Source organism: Caulobacter endophyticus, assembly GCF_003116815.1.
GTDB lineage: Bacteria > Pseudomonadota > Alphaproteobacteria > Caulobacterales > Caulobacteraceae > Caulobacter > Caulobacter endophyticus.
The window spans coordinates 107825-122299 of sequence record NZ_QDKQ01000056.1 but is presented as its reverse complement, the minus strand read 5'-3'; the positions used below and the strand labels follow the sequence as shown (position 1 = coordinate 122299).

The 14475-nt window shown below is 68.8% G+C and carries 14 protein-coding genes; 6 read left to right on the top strand and 8 right to left on the bottom strand.

Features of this window, described 5'->3' with window-relative positions; translation table 11 throughout:
• The first annotated feature begins 64 nt into the window (after positions 1–64).
• The 6 genes from fabG (at position 65) to gmk (ending at position 5292) form a co-directional block, all read left to right on the top strand.
• Complete coding sequence (gene fabG / locus DDF67_RS16230) at positions 65–805, top strand: 3-oxoacyl-[acyl-carrier-protein] reductase (protein ID WP_101712922.1); 741 nt, start codon at positions 65–67, stop codon at positions 803–805.
• A 162-nt stretch (positions 806–967) separates the two neighbouring features.
• Positions 968–1207, top strand: coding sequence for an acyl carrier protein (locus DDF67_RS16225; RefSeq protein ID WP_007672577.1), 240 nt, complete (start codon positions 968–970; stop codon positions 1205–1207).
• A 175-nt stretch (positions 1208–1382) separates the two neighbouring features.
• Entirely contained in the window at positions 1383–2663 is a 1281-nt protein-coding gene (gene fabF / locus DDF67_RS16220) for a beta-ketoacyl-ACP synthase II (protein ID WP_109101888.1), read from the top strand.
• A gap of 10 nt (positions 2664–2673) precedes the next feature.
• Positions 2674–3762 carry an endolytic transglycosylase MltG gene (gene mltG / locus DDF67_RS16215; protein WP_233247677.1) on the top strand — a complete coding sequence of 363 codons (1089 nt, stop codon included), beginning with the start codon at positions 2674–2676 and terminating at the stop codon, positions 3760–3762.
• Positions 3763–3764: 2 nt separating this feature from the next.
• Entirely contained in the window at positions 3765–4646 is an 882-nt protein-coding gene (locus tag DDF67_RS16210) for a YicC/YloC family endoribonuclease (RefSeq protein WP_109101887.1), read from the top strand.
• The gene (gene gmk / locus DDF67_RS16205; RefSeq protein ID WP_109101886.1) at positions 4636–5292 is read left to right on the top strand and encodes a guanylate kinase; all 657 of its coding nucleotides are present in this window, start codon (positions 4636–4638) and stop codon (positions 5290–5292) included. The genes DDF67_RS16210 and gmk overlap by 11 nt, the downstream gene beginning before the upstream one ends.
• Before the next feature lie 27 nt (positions 5293–5319).
• Here the strand turns inward: gmk and DDF67_RS16200 are convergent, their stop codons facing one another.
• The 8 genes from DDF67_RS16200 to lptF all read right to left on the bottom strand — a co-directional run bounded on the left by DDF67_RS16200 (position 5320) and on the right by lptF (position 14249).
• Positions 5320–5718 carry a response regulator gene (locus DDF67_RS16200; protein ID WP_109101885.1) on the bottom strand — a complete coding sequence of 133 codons (399 nt, stop codon included), beginning with the start codon at positions 5716–5718 and terminating at the stop codon, positions 5320–5322.
• A 19-nt stretch (positions 5719–5737) separates the two neighbouring features.
• On the bottom strand, positions 5738–6142 hold the full coding sequence (locus tag DDF67_RS16195) for a response regulator transcription factor (RefSeq protein WP_109101884.1): 405 nt from the start codon (positions 6140–6142) through the stop codon (positions 5738–5740).
• Positions 6143–6194: 52 nt separating this feature from the next.
• Positions 6195–7028, bottom strand: a complete 834-nt coding sequence (rsmA, locus tag DDF67_RS16190) for a 16S rRNA (adenine(1518)-N(6)/adenine(1519)-N(6))-dimethyltransferase RsmA (RefSeq protein WP_109101883.1) — start codon at positions 7026–7028, stop codon at positions 6195–6197.
• Between the two features lie 32 nt (positions 7029–7060).
• Positions 7061–8062, bottom strand: coding sequence for a 4-hydroxythreonine-4-phosphate dehydrogenase PdxA (gene pdxA, locus DDF67_RS16185; protein ID WP_109101882.1), 1002 nt, complete (start codon positions 8060–8062; stop codon positions 7061–7063).
• Complete coding sequence (locus tag DDF67_RS16180) at positions 8059–9399, bottom strand: peptidylprolyl isomerase (protein ID WP_109101881.1); 1341 nt, start codon at positions 9397–9399, stop codon at positions 8059–8061. Before DDF67_RS16180 ends, pdxA begins: the two co-directional genes overlap by 4 nt.
• Before the next feature lie 155 nt (positions 9400–9554).
• Positions 9555–11966, bottom strand: coding sequence for an LPS-assembly protein LptD (locus DDF67_RS16175; protein WP_233247676.1), 2412 nt, complete (start codon positions 11964–11966; stop codon positions 9555–9557).
• A 28-nt stretch (positions 11967–11994) separates the two neighbouring features.
• On the bottom strand, positions 11995–13086 hold the full coding sequence (gene lptG, locus DDF67_RS16170; RefSeq protein ID WP_408608615.1) for an LPS export ABC transporter permease LptG: 1092 nt from the start codon (positions 13084–13086) through the stop codon (positions 11995–11997).
• A gap of 11 nt (positions 13087–13097) precedes the next feature.
• Complete coding sequence (gene lptF / locus DDF67_RS16165) at positions 13098–14249, bottom strand: LPS export ABC transporter permease LptF (protein ID WP_109101878.1); 1152 nt, start codon at positions 14247–14249, stop codon at positions 13098–13100.
• Between the last annotated feature and the right edge of the window lie 226 nt (positions 14250–14475).

The window sequence follows — 14475 nt, the reverse complement described above, 5'->3', positions numbered from 1 at the left end:
TCGAGGCCGGCGTCCGTTCACGGACGGGGCCTCGCTTTCCTTTCCTCCGAACCGGAGAACTCAAATGTTCGACCTCACCGGCAAGACCGCCCTCGTCACCGGCGCCACGGGCGGCATCGGCGGCGCCATCGCCCGGGCCCTGCATGGCCAGGGCGCCCACGTCGTGCTCTCGGGCACCCGCGAATCGGCGCTGACCGAGCTGAAGAACGAGCTGGGCGAGCGCGCCTCGTTCGTCGTGGCGAATCTTTCGGACGCCGAAGCCGTCGACGGCCTGGTCGCCAAGGCCGAGGAAGCCGCCGGCGCCCCGCTCGACATCGTCATCGCCAACGCCGGCATCACTCGCGACGGCCTGATCGTGCGCATGAAGGACGAGGACTGGGACACCGTCATCAAGGTGAACCTGGAAGGCTACTTCCGCCTGGCTCGCGCCGCCGCCAAGGGCATGATGAAGCGCCGCGCCGGCCGCATCATCGGCATCACCTCGATCGTGGGCGTCACCGGCAACCCCGGCCAGACCAACTATGCGGCCTCCAAGGCCGGAATGATCGGGTTTTCCAAGGCCTTGGCCCAGGAACTGGCCAGCCGCGGCGTGACCGTCAACTGCGTCGCCCCCGGCTTCATCGCCAGCCCGATGACCGACGCCCTGAACGATCAGCAGAAGGCCGGCATCCTGTCGACCATCCCGGCCGGCAAGCTGGGCGAGGGGAGCGATATCGCCGCCGCCTGCGTTTACCTGGCTAGCGATCAAGGTGGCTACGTCACCGGTCAGACCTTGCACGTCAACGGCGGCATGGCCATGATCTGAGGCGAACGCCGCCTTGGTCCACAACGGCCATGCTTCTTGGCGGCTGACCCGCTGGTCACCCGAAAAGGAACGTGATAGGCGGTGACCCGACATCTCACGGACGGTGAAACAGAGTTCATACCGTCCGGGGGTAAACAGATTTCAAAACGAGGGACTAACAGAATGTCCGACATTCTCGAGCGCGTGCGTAAGATCGTCATCGAACACCTGGATGCCGATCCCGAGAAGGTCACCGAGAAGGCCAGCTTCATCGACGACCTGGGCGCCGACAGCCTCGACAACGTCGAGCTCGTGATGGCGTTCGAAGAAGAATTCGACATCGAAATTCCGGACGACGCCGCCGAGCACATCCAGACGGTTGGCGACGCCGTGAAGTTCATCACGGAAAAGACCGGCGCCTAAGGGCGTCGGGTTCGTACCCTCACGGGCGAACAGCACTATCAGCCGCCGCGCAGCACGGGCTCTTGCCATCGTGCGCGCGGCGGTTTTCGTATGTGGCCAAGATTCGCGTCGCAACCCGGCTTAAGGCTTTCGCCTTTCGTCTGGGCCGGCGCGTCGGAAGGTTTGGGAGCAATCCATGCGTAGAGTCGTCGTCACCGGGCTGGGCCTGCTGACTCCTCTGGGCCAGGGCGTCGAAGTGTCCTGGAAGAACATCGTGGCCGGCAAGTCCGGCGCGGGCCGCATCACCGCTTTCGACCCGACCGACTACGCCTGCCAGGTGGCCTGCGAAGTGCCGCGCGTCGATGGTCGTGGCGGAGGCGGTCCGGACGTCGAAGGTTCGTTCGACCCCGACCAGACCATGAGCCCGCGCGACCAGAAGCGCGTGGACGACTTCATCCTGTACGGCATCGCCGCCGCGGACGAAGCCGTTAAGGACTCCGGCTGGGTTCCGGAAACCGACGAGCAGAAGTGGCGCACCGGCGTCATCCTCGGCTCGGGCATCGGCGGCCTGTCGACCATCGCCGACACCGCCCTGGAACTGGAAGCCAAGGGTCCGCGCCGCGTCAGCCCGTTCTTCATCTCCTCGGCCCTGATCAACCTGATCTCGGGCCAGGTCTCGATCAAGTACGGCTTCAAGGGCCCCAACCACGCCGTGGTGACGGCCTGCGCCACCGGCGCCCACGCCATCGGCGACGCCATGCGCCTGATCAAGTACGGCGACGCCGACGTGATGATCGCCGGCGGCGCGGAAGCGGCCGTCTGCAAGCTGGGCATCGCCGGCTTCATCGCCTGCCGCGCGGTCGCCACCGACTTCAACGACACGCCCGAGAAGGCCTCGCGTCCCTACGATAAGGACCGCGGCGGTTTCGTCATGGGTGAAGGCGCCGGCGTCGTGGTGCTCGAAGAGTACGAGCACGCCAAGGCCCGCGGCGCGAAGATCTACGCCGAAGTGGTCGGCTACGGCCTGTCGGGCGACGCCTATCACATCACCGCTCCGTCGGAGAACGGCGAAGGCGGCGGGCGCGCCCTGGCGGCGGCCGTCAAGGACGCGGGCCTCCAGCCCTCGGACATCGACTACATCAACGCCCACGGCACCTCGACCATGGCCGACGGCCTGGAAGCCGGCGCTGTGGCCTCCTTCCTCGGCGATCACGCCAAGAACGTGGTGATGTCGTCGACCAAGTCGATGACCGGCCACCTTCTGGGCGCGGCCGGCGCCATCGAGTCGATCTTCTCGATCCTGGCCATCCGCGACCAGATCGCGCCGCCGACCATCAACCTCGACAACCCGGATGTGGACGTGCCGATGAATCTGGCGCCCCACAAGGCCGTGCCGATGAAGATCGACGTGGCCGTGTCCAACAGCTTCGGCTTCGGCGGCACCAACGCCTCCGTCGTGTTCCGTAAGATCTCGTGAGCCAAGTCGCGTGAGCAAGCCGCCGCGTCCGCAGAAGAAGGCTACGGCGCCCAAGCGGGCGTCGAAGGCCCGCAAGCGCGAGACCGCCACCCTGGGACGTCGCCTGGCCGCCATGGCCGGCGGCGGCCTCGTGGTCGCCGCGGTCGCGGCCCTCGCGGTCGGCGGCGGGGCGGTCTGGCTCTACGGCGGGCCGGGCCCCAAGGCCAAGAACGGCGAATATACCTCGGTGGTGCTTCGCCGGGGCGCCAGCGTCTCGGAGATCGCCGGGGCGCTGGAAGCCGGCGGCGCGATCCGCTCGTCGTCGCTGTTCCTGACCGCCGCCCAGGTCACCGGCGCGGCGCGTCGGCTGAAGGCCGGCGAATACGAATTCCCCAATCGCGCCTCGCTCTCCACGGTCCTGGCCATGGTCCGCGACGGCAAGGTGGTGCGCCACCAGGTCACCGTGCCCGAGGGCGTGACCTCCGAGATGGTCGTCGAGATCCTGCAGCGCTCGCCCGTGCTGGTCGGCGACGTGCCGACCCCGCCGGAAGGCGCCGTCCTGCCCGAGACCTACCAGGTCGAGCGCGGCGAAGAGCGGGCCGCGGTCCTGCAGCGGATGATGGACGACCGCGACAAGGTGCTGAACGCCCTGTGGGAGCAGCGCCAGGCCGGCCTGCCGTTCCAGACCAAGGACGAGGCTGTCACCCTGGCCTCGATCGTCGAGAAGGAAACGGCCCTGGCCAGCGAGCGTCCGCGCGTCGCGGCCCTGTTCACCAACCGCCTGCGTCTGGGGATGCGTCTGGATACCGATCCGACGGTGATCTACGGCATCACCCGCGGCCGTCCGCTGGGCCGTGGGCTGCGCCGTTCGGAACTGGACGCCTTCACGCCCTACAACACCTACAAGATCACCGGCCTGCCGCCGACGCCGATCGCCAATCCGGGCCGCGAGGCCCTGGCGGCGGTGATGAACCCGCCCAAGACCGACGAGCTTTATTTCGTCGCCGACGGCACCGGCGGCCATGTCTTCGCCCGGACCTACGAAGAGCACGAGCGCAACGTCGCCCAGTGGCGTCGTATCGAGCGCGAGGCCAAGGCTTCGGAAGCAGCGGGGAACTGACCATGGCGCTGTCGGGCATGACCGGGTTCGCGCGCGTCGAGGGAGCTCTGGGCGACTGGAGCTGGGCCGTCGAGGCGCGCAGCGTCAACGGCCGCAACCTCGAGACCCGCTTCCGTGGCCCGCCGGGCCTGGAAAGCCTCGACCGGGCCGCCCGTGACGGCGCGCAAGGTCGCTTCCAGCGCGGCCAGCTGACGCTCGGCGTCCAGGCCCGCAAGGCCGAGGCCGCCGCCGCCCCGCAGGTCAATGTCGAGGTGCTGGAACGCTACCTCAAGGCCGGCAGCCCCTATGTGGCCACCGGCATGGTCGGCAAGCCCAGCCTCGACGGCCTGCTGGCCCTGCGCGGCGTCATCGAGGTCCGCGAGGACGACGAGGACGCCGAGGCCCGCGCCGCCCTCGAAGCCGCCATCGTCGCCAGCATCCACCAGGCCCTCGACGGCCTGAAGGCCGCGCGGCTGGAGGAGGGCGCTTCGCTCTCGCCGGTGCTTTCCGGCCTCGTCGACCGTATCGAGACCCTGACCAGCCTCGCCGCCGCCGAGGCCGAGGGCCAGCCGGCGATCCTCAAGCAGCGTTTCGAGCGCCGCATGAGCGAACTGCTGGGCGAAAGCGCCTCGCAGGACCGCATTCTGCAGGAAGCCGCCGCCCTGGCGGTCAAGGCCGACGTCCGCGAGGAGCTGGATCGCCTGGCCGGCCATGTGGCCGCCGCGCGCACCCTGCTGGCCAGCGACGGCGCCTCGGGCCGGCGCCTCGACTTCCTCTCGCAGGAGTTCATGCGCGAGGCCAACACCCTTTGCAGCAAGTCGGCGCTGACCGCGCTGACGGCCCACGGCCTCGAGCTGAAGGCCACGATCGAACAGTTTCGCGAACAGGTTCAGAATGTCGAATAACCCGGCCGAGAAGAGCGGCCGCAAGCACCGCGGCCTCCTGCTGATGGTCGTCGCCCCCTCGGGCGTGGGCAAGACCTCGCTGACCCGCCGCCTGGTGGCCGACCACGGCGACCTGCACCTGTCGATCAGCGCCACCACCCGCGAGCCGCGCCCCGGCGAGCACCATGGTCGTGACTACCACTTCGTCTCCAGGGACGATTTCGAGGTGATGATCGAGGACGATGCCTTCCTCGAATGGGCCGAGGTCTACGGCAATCACTACGGCAGCCCGCGCGGTCCGATCATGGAAGCGCTGGAACGCGGCGAGAGCGTGCTGTTCGACATCGACTTCCAGGGCGCCATGAAGGTGCACGAGCAGGCCGGCGCCGACAGCGTGCTGGTCTACATCCTGCCGCCTTCGCTGGCCGAGATGAGCCGCCGCCTGCACGCCCGCAGCCAGGACAGCGAGGAAGTCATCGCCCGCCGCCTGGCCCGCGCCAAGGACGAGGTCGCCGCCTGGGAGAAGTTCGACTACGTCGTGCTCAACGACGACTTCGACAAGGCCTATGCGGACCTCGCCCACATCTATCACGCCGAACGCCAGAAGCGCTCGCGCAACCCCTGGATCGGCGACCTGGTCGGCGACCTGCTGGCGGAAGACATCTGAGCGGCCTGCGCGAGGCTTTCACCCCAATCAGTAGTGGAAGCTGCCGCTCTCGCGCGGCTGGATCAGCTCGCGGGCCCGCAGCACGATCTGCACGGGCGTGAACGGCTTCATCATGTAGGTCGTCGCGCCCGCGCTCATGGCCTCGACCACGCGGTCGAGCCGGCGCTCGCCGGTCATGATCACCACCGGCACCTCGCGGCCCCACTCGCTGACCCGCAGGCGGCGCAGCACTTCGATGCCCGTTTCCCCAGGCATGCGCACATCGAGGAAGACGATCGCCGGATGGCGGTCCTGCACGTCCGACAGCAGCCGCCGGGCGTCCTCGGCCGTCTCCACGTCGAAACCGCCGCCTTCGAGCGCGGTCGACACGAATTCCAGCATCAGCGGGTCGTCGTCGATCACCAGGGCCAGGGGGCGCGAGGTCATGGGGAACTCCAGGAGCGCGTCACAACCAGACGCGGGACTGATTCTTGGTCGCCGCCCGCACCCGCGCCACCAGGTCGGCGGCGGAGAAGGGCTTGAGCACGTAGCCGACGGCGCCGGCCTCCATCGCGGCCTTGACGTTCGCCCCGTGCGCCGAGGCGGTTATCATGATGGCCGGCACGTCGTTCAACCGCCTTTCCGCCCGTAGGCGCCGCAGCAGCGTCAGGCCGTTGATCTCGGGCATGGCGACGTCGAGCAGGAACAGGTGCGGCGGCCGGCGTCGGGCGCTCGCCAAGGCGTCCTCGGCCTTGTGGGCCACGTCCACCGCGAAACCCTCCATTTCGAGCCGGAACTTGACGAACTCCGTCACCAGAGGATCGTCGTCGACGACCAGGACCAGATGCTGCTGCTCGGGCGCGGACTGCATGTGGTGAAGATTCCTCCACCTGTCGGCGAATGCAAGCCGTGGTGGAGCCGTCTCAGGCCTTCAGCAGCGCCGCGGCCAGGGCCTGGAAGCCTTCGATGGGGATGGTCTCGGCCCGGGCGTCAGGGTCTATGCCTGCCGCTTCGCACAAGGCGCCGCCGCCGATCGGCTTGAGGCTGGAGCGCAGCATCTTGCGGCGCTGGCCGAACGCGGCCGCCGTCACCCGTTCCAGGGCCGAGACCAGCGCCTTGTCCGGCGCGGGCTCCAGCGGCACGAGGCGGGCCACCGCCGAGGCCACCTTGGGCGGCGGGGTGAAGGCGCGGGCCGGCAGGTCCATGACCACCCTGGCGCTGCAGACGGTCTGGGATAGCACCGCCAGGCGCCCGTAGGCGTCGTCGTCCTCTTGGGCGGCGATGCGGTCGGCGACCTCCTTCTGGAACATCAGGGTCATCGACAGCGGCCGGAACGGCCCCGTCAGCCAGTTGATCAGCAGCTGGGTGCCGACGTTGTAAGGCAGGTTCGAGACCATGTGCGCCGGACCGCCCTGAGCCAGAGCGGCCATGTCGGCCCGCAGTGCGTCGCCCTCGACCAGGGTCAGGCGGCCGTCGGCGGCGTCGGCCAGTTCGCCCAGCAGCGGCAGGAAGCGGCTGTCCTTCTCGACCGCCACCACCCTGGCGCCGGTCTCCAGCAGGGCCCGCGTCAGGCCGCCGGGGCCGGGGCCCACCTCGATCACCGTGTCGCCTTCGCCGACTTCCGCCAGGCGCGCGATCTTGCGGGTGATGTTGAGGTCGAGCAGGAAGTGCTGGCCGAAGCTCTTGCGGGCCAGCAGGCCGTGGCGCTCCAGCGCTTCACGCAGCGGCGGCAGGTCGGCGAGGGAAGGGGTCGTCATCGCCTCCCTCTAGAGGCAAAACCGTCGAAAGCCTAGGCGTTGCGCCGCGCGGCGATCTCGGCCGCAAGCCGAATGGCCGCGATCAGGCTGTCGGGGCGGGCGATCCCGCGCCCGGCGATGTCGAATCCGGTGCCGTGGTCGGGCGAGGTGCGCACGATCGGCAGGCCCAGGGTCACGTTCACCCCGCCCCAGAAGTCGAGCATCTTCACCGGGATCAGGGCCTGGTCGTGGTACATGCACAGCACCGCGTCGTAGGTCGCCCGGGCGTCGGCGTGGAACAGGCTGTCGGCGGGGGCGGGACCGCGGGCGTCCACGCCGCGCGCGCGCAGGATCTCGACCGCCGGGATGATCGTCTCGATTTCCTCGCGGCCCAGGGCGCCGCCTTCGCCGGCGTGAGGGTTCAGCGCGGCCACGGCCAGGCGCGGCGCGGCGATCCCGAAATCGGTCTTGATGGCCTGGGCGGTGACCAGGCCCGCCTCGACGATGCGCGGCACGCTCAGCGAGGACGGCACGCTGCCCACCGACTGGTGGATGGTCACCAGGGTGGCGCGCAGGTCGCCGGCGGTCAGCATCATCACCGGCCCGCGCGCGCCCTCAAACGGGACGGGGGCGGTCAGCTCGGCGAGGAACTCGGTATGGCCGGGAAACTTGAAGCCGGCCTCGTACAGCGGAGCCTTGGCGATGGGAGCGGTGACCAGGCCAGCGACGGCGCCCGAAAGCGCCAGGCCCACGCCCGTCTCGATGCAGCGGATGATCTGGGGAGCGTGGGCGCTGGAGGGCTTGCCGGCCACCACGGGCGATTGCAGGGGCACGTCCAGAACCGGCAGGGCCTCAGGAAACACCTGGGCGGCCTCGGCCGGCCCGGTCACGGGCCGCACCTTCACACCGCCGCCGGCGGCGGCCAGGCTCTGGAGGTCGCCGACGGCCATGAAAACCGGGCCGCTTTCGCGGAGGGCGGCCCAGGCCTTGGCGATGATTTCGGGCCCGACGCCGGCGGGATCGCCGACGCTCAGGGCCAGGGTGTCTGTCTTCACCGGGTCTCGATGGTGGCGGAGTTGCGCAGGTCTCGCAGATAACGTTTGGAGATCAGCGCAAGTTGCTGACCCTTAAGACGATTTTCGATCTGGTCGTGAGACGGGGCGCCGCCGCCCGACTGGCGCTTGCCGCACACCGCGATCAGGTGCAGGCCGGCGTCCGTGCGGATCGGATCCGACACCTGGCCGATGTTCAGGGCGTTGGCGGCTTCCTGGAACGACGGGGCCAGGTCGCCGATCTCGGCCTCGCCGAGGTCGCCGGCCACGACGCCGCTCACCTTGCCGGCTTCGGCTTCCAGCGTCTGGCAGCTGGTCAGCTTGGGCTTCAGGCCGGCCAGCAGAGCGGTGGCGGCCTGCACGTCGGTTTCAGGGGCGTCCTTGGGCAGGGCCACGGCCACCTGTTTCAGGTCGACCAGGGTCGCCTTGGCGCCCGAGCGCTTGTCGCGCAGATAGACGATGTAGACGCCGTCCTTGACTTGGATCGGGGCCGACAGCTGGCCGGGGCGCAGCTGTTCGAGCGCCGCGTCGACCTCGGCCGGCATCTCGCCCGGGCTGACCCAGCCGGCGTCGCCGCCGTTGGCCGCCGTCGCGGCGGCCGAGAACTGACGGGCCACGGCCGCGAACGGCGCGCCCTGCTGCATCTGGGTCACCAGCTGGCGGGCGCCGTTCAGGGCCACCTCGGCGCCGCCGACGCGCACGGCGTCGATGAACACTTCGCTGACCTGGTACTGCGGCTTGCTGGCCGACTCGGCCATGCGGCGCTGGAAGGCCTTGATCTGGTCTTCGCCGATCCGCAGGCGCGAGCCGTAGCGGCCGCTGATCCAGTTCTGCCAGCTGGTCTCCGCGCGGATCTGGGCGCGCCAGGTGTCGGCGCTGACGCCCTGGGCCGACAGGCTGGCCAGCAGCTGCTGGGCGTTCATCTTGTTGCCCTGGGCGATGTTCTCGATCTCTTCGTCGACTTCCTTGTCGGTCGAAATGATCGTGATCTTCTGCTCGCGCTCGACCCGACGCAGTTCCTGCATCTGGACGTGCTCGTCGATCAGCGAGCGCAGGGCTTCCTGCTCCAGCTGCGGCAGGTTTTCCTGGGTGGGCTGCAGGCCCGAGGTCACCATCAGCAGGCGCATGCGCTGCATCAGATCGTAGGACGAGACGATGTCGTCGTTGACCACGGCCGCGACGCTTTCCGACAGCGGATTGGCGCGAGGCTCGGCGGCGGCCGGAGGGGCGTCGACCAGGGGCGTGGCCTGACGGGCCTGGGCGGGGAAGCCCGCCACGGTCAGGGCGAGGATGGACGCGGCGCTGGCCGCAAATGTCGTCACGCTACGCGCAGACCGCATGGGTAGTGTCGTTCCTCTGGAGCCCGGCCTGGCGGCTGGCCTCGATTTCAATGTCTTTGACGCGACGACCTTCCGGTAGACCGTGAGCGGCCGCGTCTCGATGCGTCACGGGGACGCGTGCGGACGCCCGCACGTCCCCCCGGACGTTGGATTGCTTAGTCGCTGTACCCTGTATCACCCAATGTGGCGAGGGTTAGGCGCACGACGACCGAGCGGTCAGGCTGGAGCCGCAGCCCCGTCACCGTCGAGCTATAGCGGTCTTCCTGTTGGTAGATGATGTCGATGCGGATGCAATCGTCCGTATAGGCCACGCCGAGGTCGCGGCGGCGCCAGGTCTCGGCCACCAGGTCGAGCTGGCCGAAGGCCGTCAGGGCCCACTTGCTGGTCAGCTTCAGCTGGCCGCGGGCCTCGAAGTTTTCCTGCCGCTCGCCGTTGGAGTCGACGTTGTCCTTCAGGTAGCGGAACGAACCCTGGATCCGCTGGGTGTAGGCGTCGGCGCCGGTTTCCAGGCGATTGATCTTGGTGGTGTCGGAGTCCAGGCGCGTGCGGACATAGGCGTTGATTCCCTGCACCGGGGTGACCGTGGCGGCCACGATCCAGTCGGACGACTTGTCCTGCAGGCCGGTGCGCGAGGGCAGCAGCGGGTCGTATTCGGTGCGGAAGCTGCGGCCCACCAGCACGCTGCCGCCACGGCCGTCGGCGGTGTTGAAGGTTGCCCGGCCGCCCACGTTCATCCGCGTGCCGCCTTCGTAGAGGTCGAAGCCCGGCGACTTGTTGGTGCGGAAGAGGTTGGTTTCGTCGAACTCGAAGGCCGAGCTGTCCTCATTGTAGAGATAGGTCGTGGTCCCGTTGCGGGCGACCACCACCGGCACGCTGGAGCTGTCCGAACCCGTGGCGATCTGCACCAGCGGTTCGAGGATGACGCTGCCGCCCTTCTTGAGGCCCTTGTAGAGCGGCAGGCTGAGGTCGACCCCGGCCACGCCCATGGTGCGCGAATAGTTGACCGAGGCGTCGTCGCCCGCGGCCATGGCCTCGGTCGTCAGGTAGATGCCCTTGATCTTGTAGGCGTCGGCGCGGGCCTGGGCGAACGGCTGGATCCGCAGGCCCGGTCCGACCACGGCGCTGGCGCGCCAGTCGGCCTGGACGCTGCCGCGGGCGCTGTCGACGCCTTCCTGGTGGCTGTACGCGGCCATGGTGCCGTAGTAGGGCGCTTCGCCGAACTGCGATTCCGAGCGGTTGAGCAGCACGCCCGAACCCTGCAGGCGCAGGCGGCCGAACAGCACCGGCGATTCCGGTTCCCAGCGGCCTTCGACCAGGGGGCCGATCACCGGGAAGGCGCCGCTGTTCTCGAACTTGTTGCCGATGCCGGTCGTCGCGTCCGTACCCACGACGCGCAGGCCCTGCACCGACACGGCCGAGATCGACAGCCACGAGCGGGCGTCCTGCCGCGAGGTGTAGATCTGCGACGTCAGGCGGCGATCTTCGCTCGTGAACAGGCCGCGTTGGGCGTAGACGTCGTTGATGTCGTACTTGTCGAAGAGCAGGGCGTCGGAGGCGCGCTCGGCGCTGAAGCCCCACTTCCACTTGTCGTCGATGTCGAACGCGCCCTTGGCCAGTATGTAGCTGCGGGTGGTCGCGTCGCCGAAGCGGTTGCCCCGGTTGTCGAACTCCTTCTCGTACGTCGCCCCCATGCGCGCCTCGAGCATGCCCGAGTAGAAACGCTTGCGGTAGTTGACGTTGACGAAGGGGTTAACCTTCGTGTTGATCTGTGGGCTGATGATCACGTCCTGGGAGGGCGAGATCACCTGTAGGTAGGGCTGCTGGTAGGACAGGCCTCGGCGCTGCGACAGGCCCACCTTCGGCGTCAGGAAGCCCGAGCTGCGCGGAGCCTGCGGGTCGGGGTGCCAGAACAGCGGCAGGTAGAGCAGCGGCGCGCCCCACAGGCGGATCTTGGCGCCATGGTAGTAGACGATCTGGCGCTTCTTATCCTGCACCACCTTGTCGGCTTCGATCGACCAGGTCGGCGTCGGCTTCTCGGCGCAGACGTCGCACGGGGTGTAGATCGCCTGGTTGAGCTCGGTGACTTCCTCGTTGCGGCGGATCGCCGTGGCCGCGGCGATCTTCACGTTCTGGTCCAGGCGCGTGGAGAAGTTGCGCGCGAAGCCGGCGCGCATGTCCTTGTCCAGCGTCAGGTCGTCGGCGAACTGGGCCGTGCCGTCGGCATTGATCAGCGAGACCTTGCCGTGGGCGGTCACCACCCCGGTGCTGGTGTCGTAGATCACCTCCTGGGCGCGCAGGGTGCGGCCCTGGGAGCGCACCTCGACCGAGCCGCGCGCCGTCATCGTCTTGGACGCGTCGTCGCGGATCAGCAGGTCGGATTCCAGGTAGTAGCCGTCGTCGCCCAGGCCGTCGTCGGCCGCCGCCGGGGCGGCGGGGACCTGCGGAATGGTCGCCAGCGGCTGCTGGGCGTGCGCGACGCCGCTTGCGGCGGCGACGGCCAGCCAGGCGACGCCCGCCATCAGCAGCTTGCGAACCGCCGCGCCCGGCGCAGGGCTTAGATCGATCATCAGGGGCCTCGATGCCGGCGTCACAGACTCAACCATCCTCGGTATAGCAAAGCAGGGTCAGCCCCGCCAAAAGCGCCGCCACCGGAGGAGTCCAGGAGGCCAGGACAGGCCCCAGGACGTCGGCCTTGCCCAGCGCGCCGCACAGTTCGTTGAAGAAGAAGAACCCGAAGCCGAGCGCGACGCCAGAGCCGGCGAGGGCGGCCAGGCCCCCAAGGCGCATCAGGCGCAGCGAGAACGCCGCCGCCAGCACCGACATGGCCGCGAACAGCAGCGGCGTGGCCAGCATCTGCTGCAGGCGCATCTTGAACGGCGTGGCCGAGAAACCGGCGGTTTCGGTGCGGGCGATGGTCTCGGGCAGGCGCCAGAAAGCCACGGCCTGCGGGTTCTTGAAGCGGTCGGCGGCGGTGCGCTCGTCCAGGTCCGACGGCACCGAGGCGCTTTCCGAGCGCAGGGCGCCGGCGCCGGGCGTGGCTTCGCTGACGCCGGTCAGGCGCCAGAAGCCGGGCTCCAGCCGGGCCTCAGCGGCTTCGTAGCGGCGCGTGAACACCAGGCTGCCGTCCGGCTTGACGTCGTAGACGAAGAACGAGACGCCCCGCAGGCGGACCGCGCCGTCGACCATGTCGCGAATGCGGGCGCGGATGACGATCTGGCGCTTGTCGTCGCCCTGGCGCAGCCAGGCGCCCTTGGGAGCGTTCTTCAGGTAGCCGGCCAGCAGGGCGTCGCGCTCGGTCTCGAACCGCGCGCTCATCGCCGAGGTCAGCGGGTTCAGCAGGGTGACGGTGACCACGCCCATGGCGAAGGCCGCGAAGGCCGCCGGCAGGATGAAGCGCCAGGCCGAGACGCCGGCCGCGCGCATGGCGATCAGCTCGCTGCGGCGGTTGAGGCCCACGAACGCGCCAAGGGTGCCGAACAGGAAGATGAACGGCGTCAGGGTCAGCAGCGTGGCCGGGGCCTGCAGGATCGTCAGGTACAGCAGCTGGCCAAAGCCCGCGTCTTCCGAACGCGTGCCGACGTTGCGGGTGATGTCGACGAAGGCGATCAGCATCACCAGCGCGCCCAGCACCGCCAGGGCCGCGCCCAGCGAGGCCAGCGTCTTGCGCAGCACATAGCGCTCGAGCATGCCGATGCCGATCACGACACGCCTCCCAGCGGCTGCAGGCCGCCCGTCTGGCCGCCCGTCTGGCCGATCGGCACGTAGCGCTGCACCTTCTGGCGGAAGATCTGGGCCAGGCCCCACCAGGTGGCGGCGATGGGCACGGCGTACTGCAGCACGTTCAGCCAGACCTGGTCGTCGCAGGCCGCCTGCACGCCAAAGCCCATGATCCGCACGACGGCCGCGGCCGCGCCGACGGCGGCAATGCGCTTGCCATAGCCCATGCGGCTGAACGAGCCGCCGATCACGGCCGCCAGGGCCATGGCCATCATGGCGATGTTGTAGAGGGGACCGGCCAGGCGCGAGTGGCCCTCGGCCAGCATCTTCACCCGGTTATGCTGCTCCCATTCCTGGGTCATGTCCGGGAAGAACAGCTCGTGCGGATAGCGGTCGGCGATCTTGTAGTGCAGCAGCTCGTCGCTCTGGAACAGCGTCGACAGGTCGAACACGTATTCCTCGAACGACAGGTAGTTCAGCACGCCCGCGCTGTTGAACTCCTGGTTGGAGCCCTTGCGCATGATCAGCACCGGCAGGTCGTTGCGCTTGGCGATCACGCCCTCGCGCGCCGTATAGGTGACCGAGCCGCCGTTGGGCTTTTCCTGGTGGATGAACAGGTTCTTGATCAGGTTGTCGCGGTCGATCGACTGGGCGTAGACCGTCAGGCCCGGGCCGGGCTCGGTGAACTCGCCTGGCCGCACCAGGGTCGAGGCCAGGTCGGTCTTCATGTCGAAGGCGGTCTCGCGGATCAGGCGCGCCGACCACGGCTGCGCCCAAAGGCCCAGCACCAGCGAGATCAGGGCCGCGAACACCGAAAGCCGCATGGCCGGCGAGATCACCCGCCAGCGGCTCATGCCGCCGGCGAAGCAGACCACGATCTCCTGCTCGGTATGCAGACGGTTCAGCGCCACCAGCGCGGCCACGAACAGCGCGATCGGCATGATGATGTTGAGCAGCTGGGGCAGGGCCAGCAGGATCATCTTGGCGAAGATCAGCGCCGTCTGGCGCTGCTCGATCAGGATGTCGAATTCCGAAAGGCTGCGCGCCAACAGGGCCAAGGCCGCCAGGGCCGCGGTGGCCAGGATGGTCGGCCCGACCAGCTGTCGGAAGAGATAGCGTTCGATCAGGCGCATGCAGGGGGTGTTTCGGGGGCTTCACGGATTCGCGCGGCGAACCCCGGCGTTGAGGCGTGTTCTACACGTCTGGCTCGGCTTGGCACAACCGAAGACATCATGTGGGACGGCGTGACGGGGCTGTGAACGGCGACGGTCTTTTCCCAAGGATCGGCATGGACTATGCCGGGCGTTCACGTCCTGTCGCGTCGGATCGCGGCCTTCTCAAGGCCGCGCCGCGACGGGA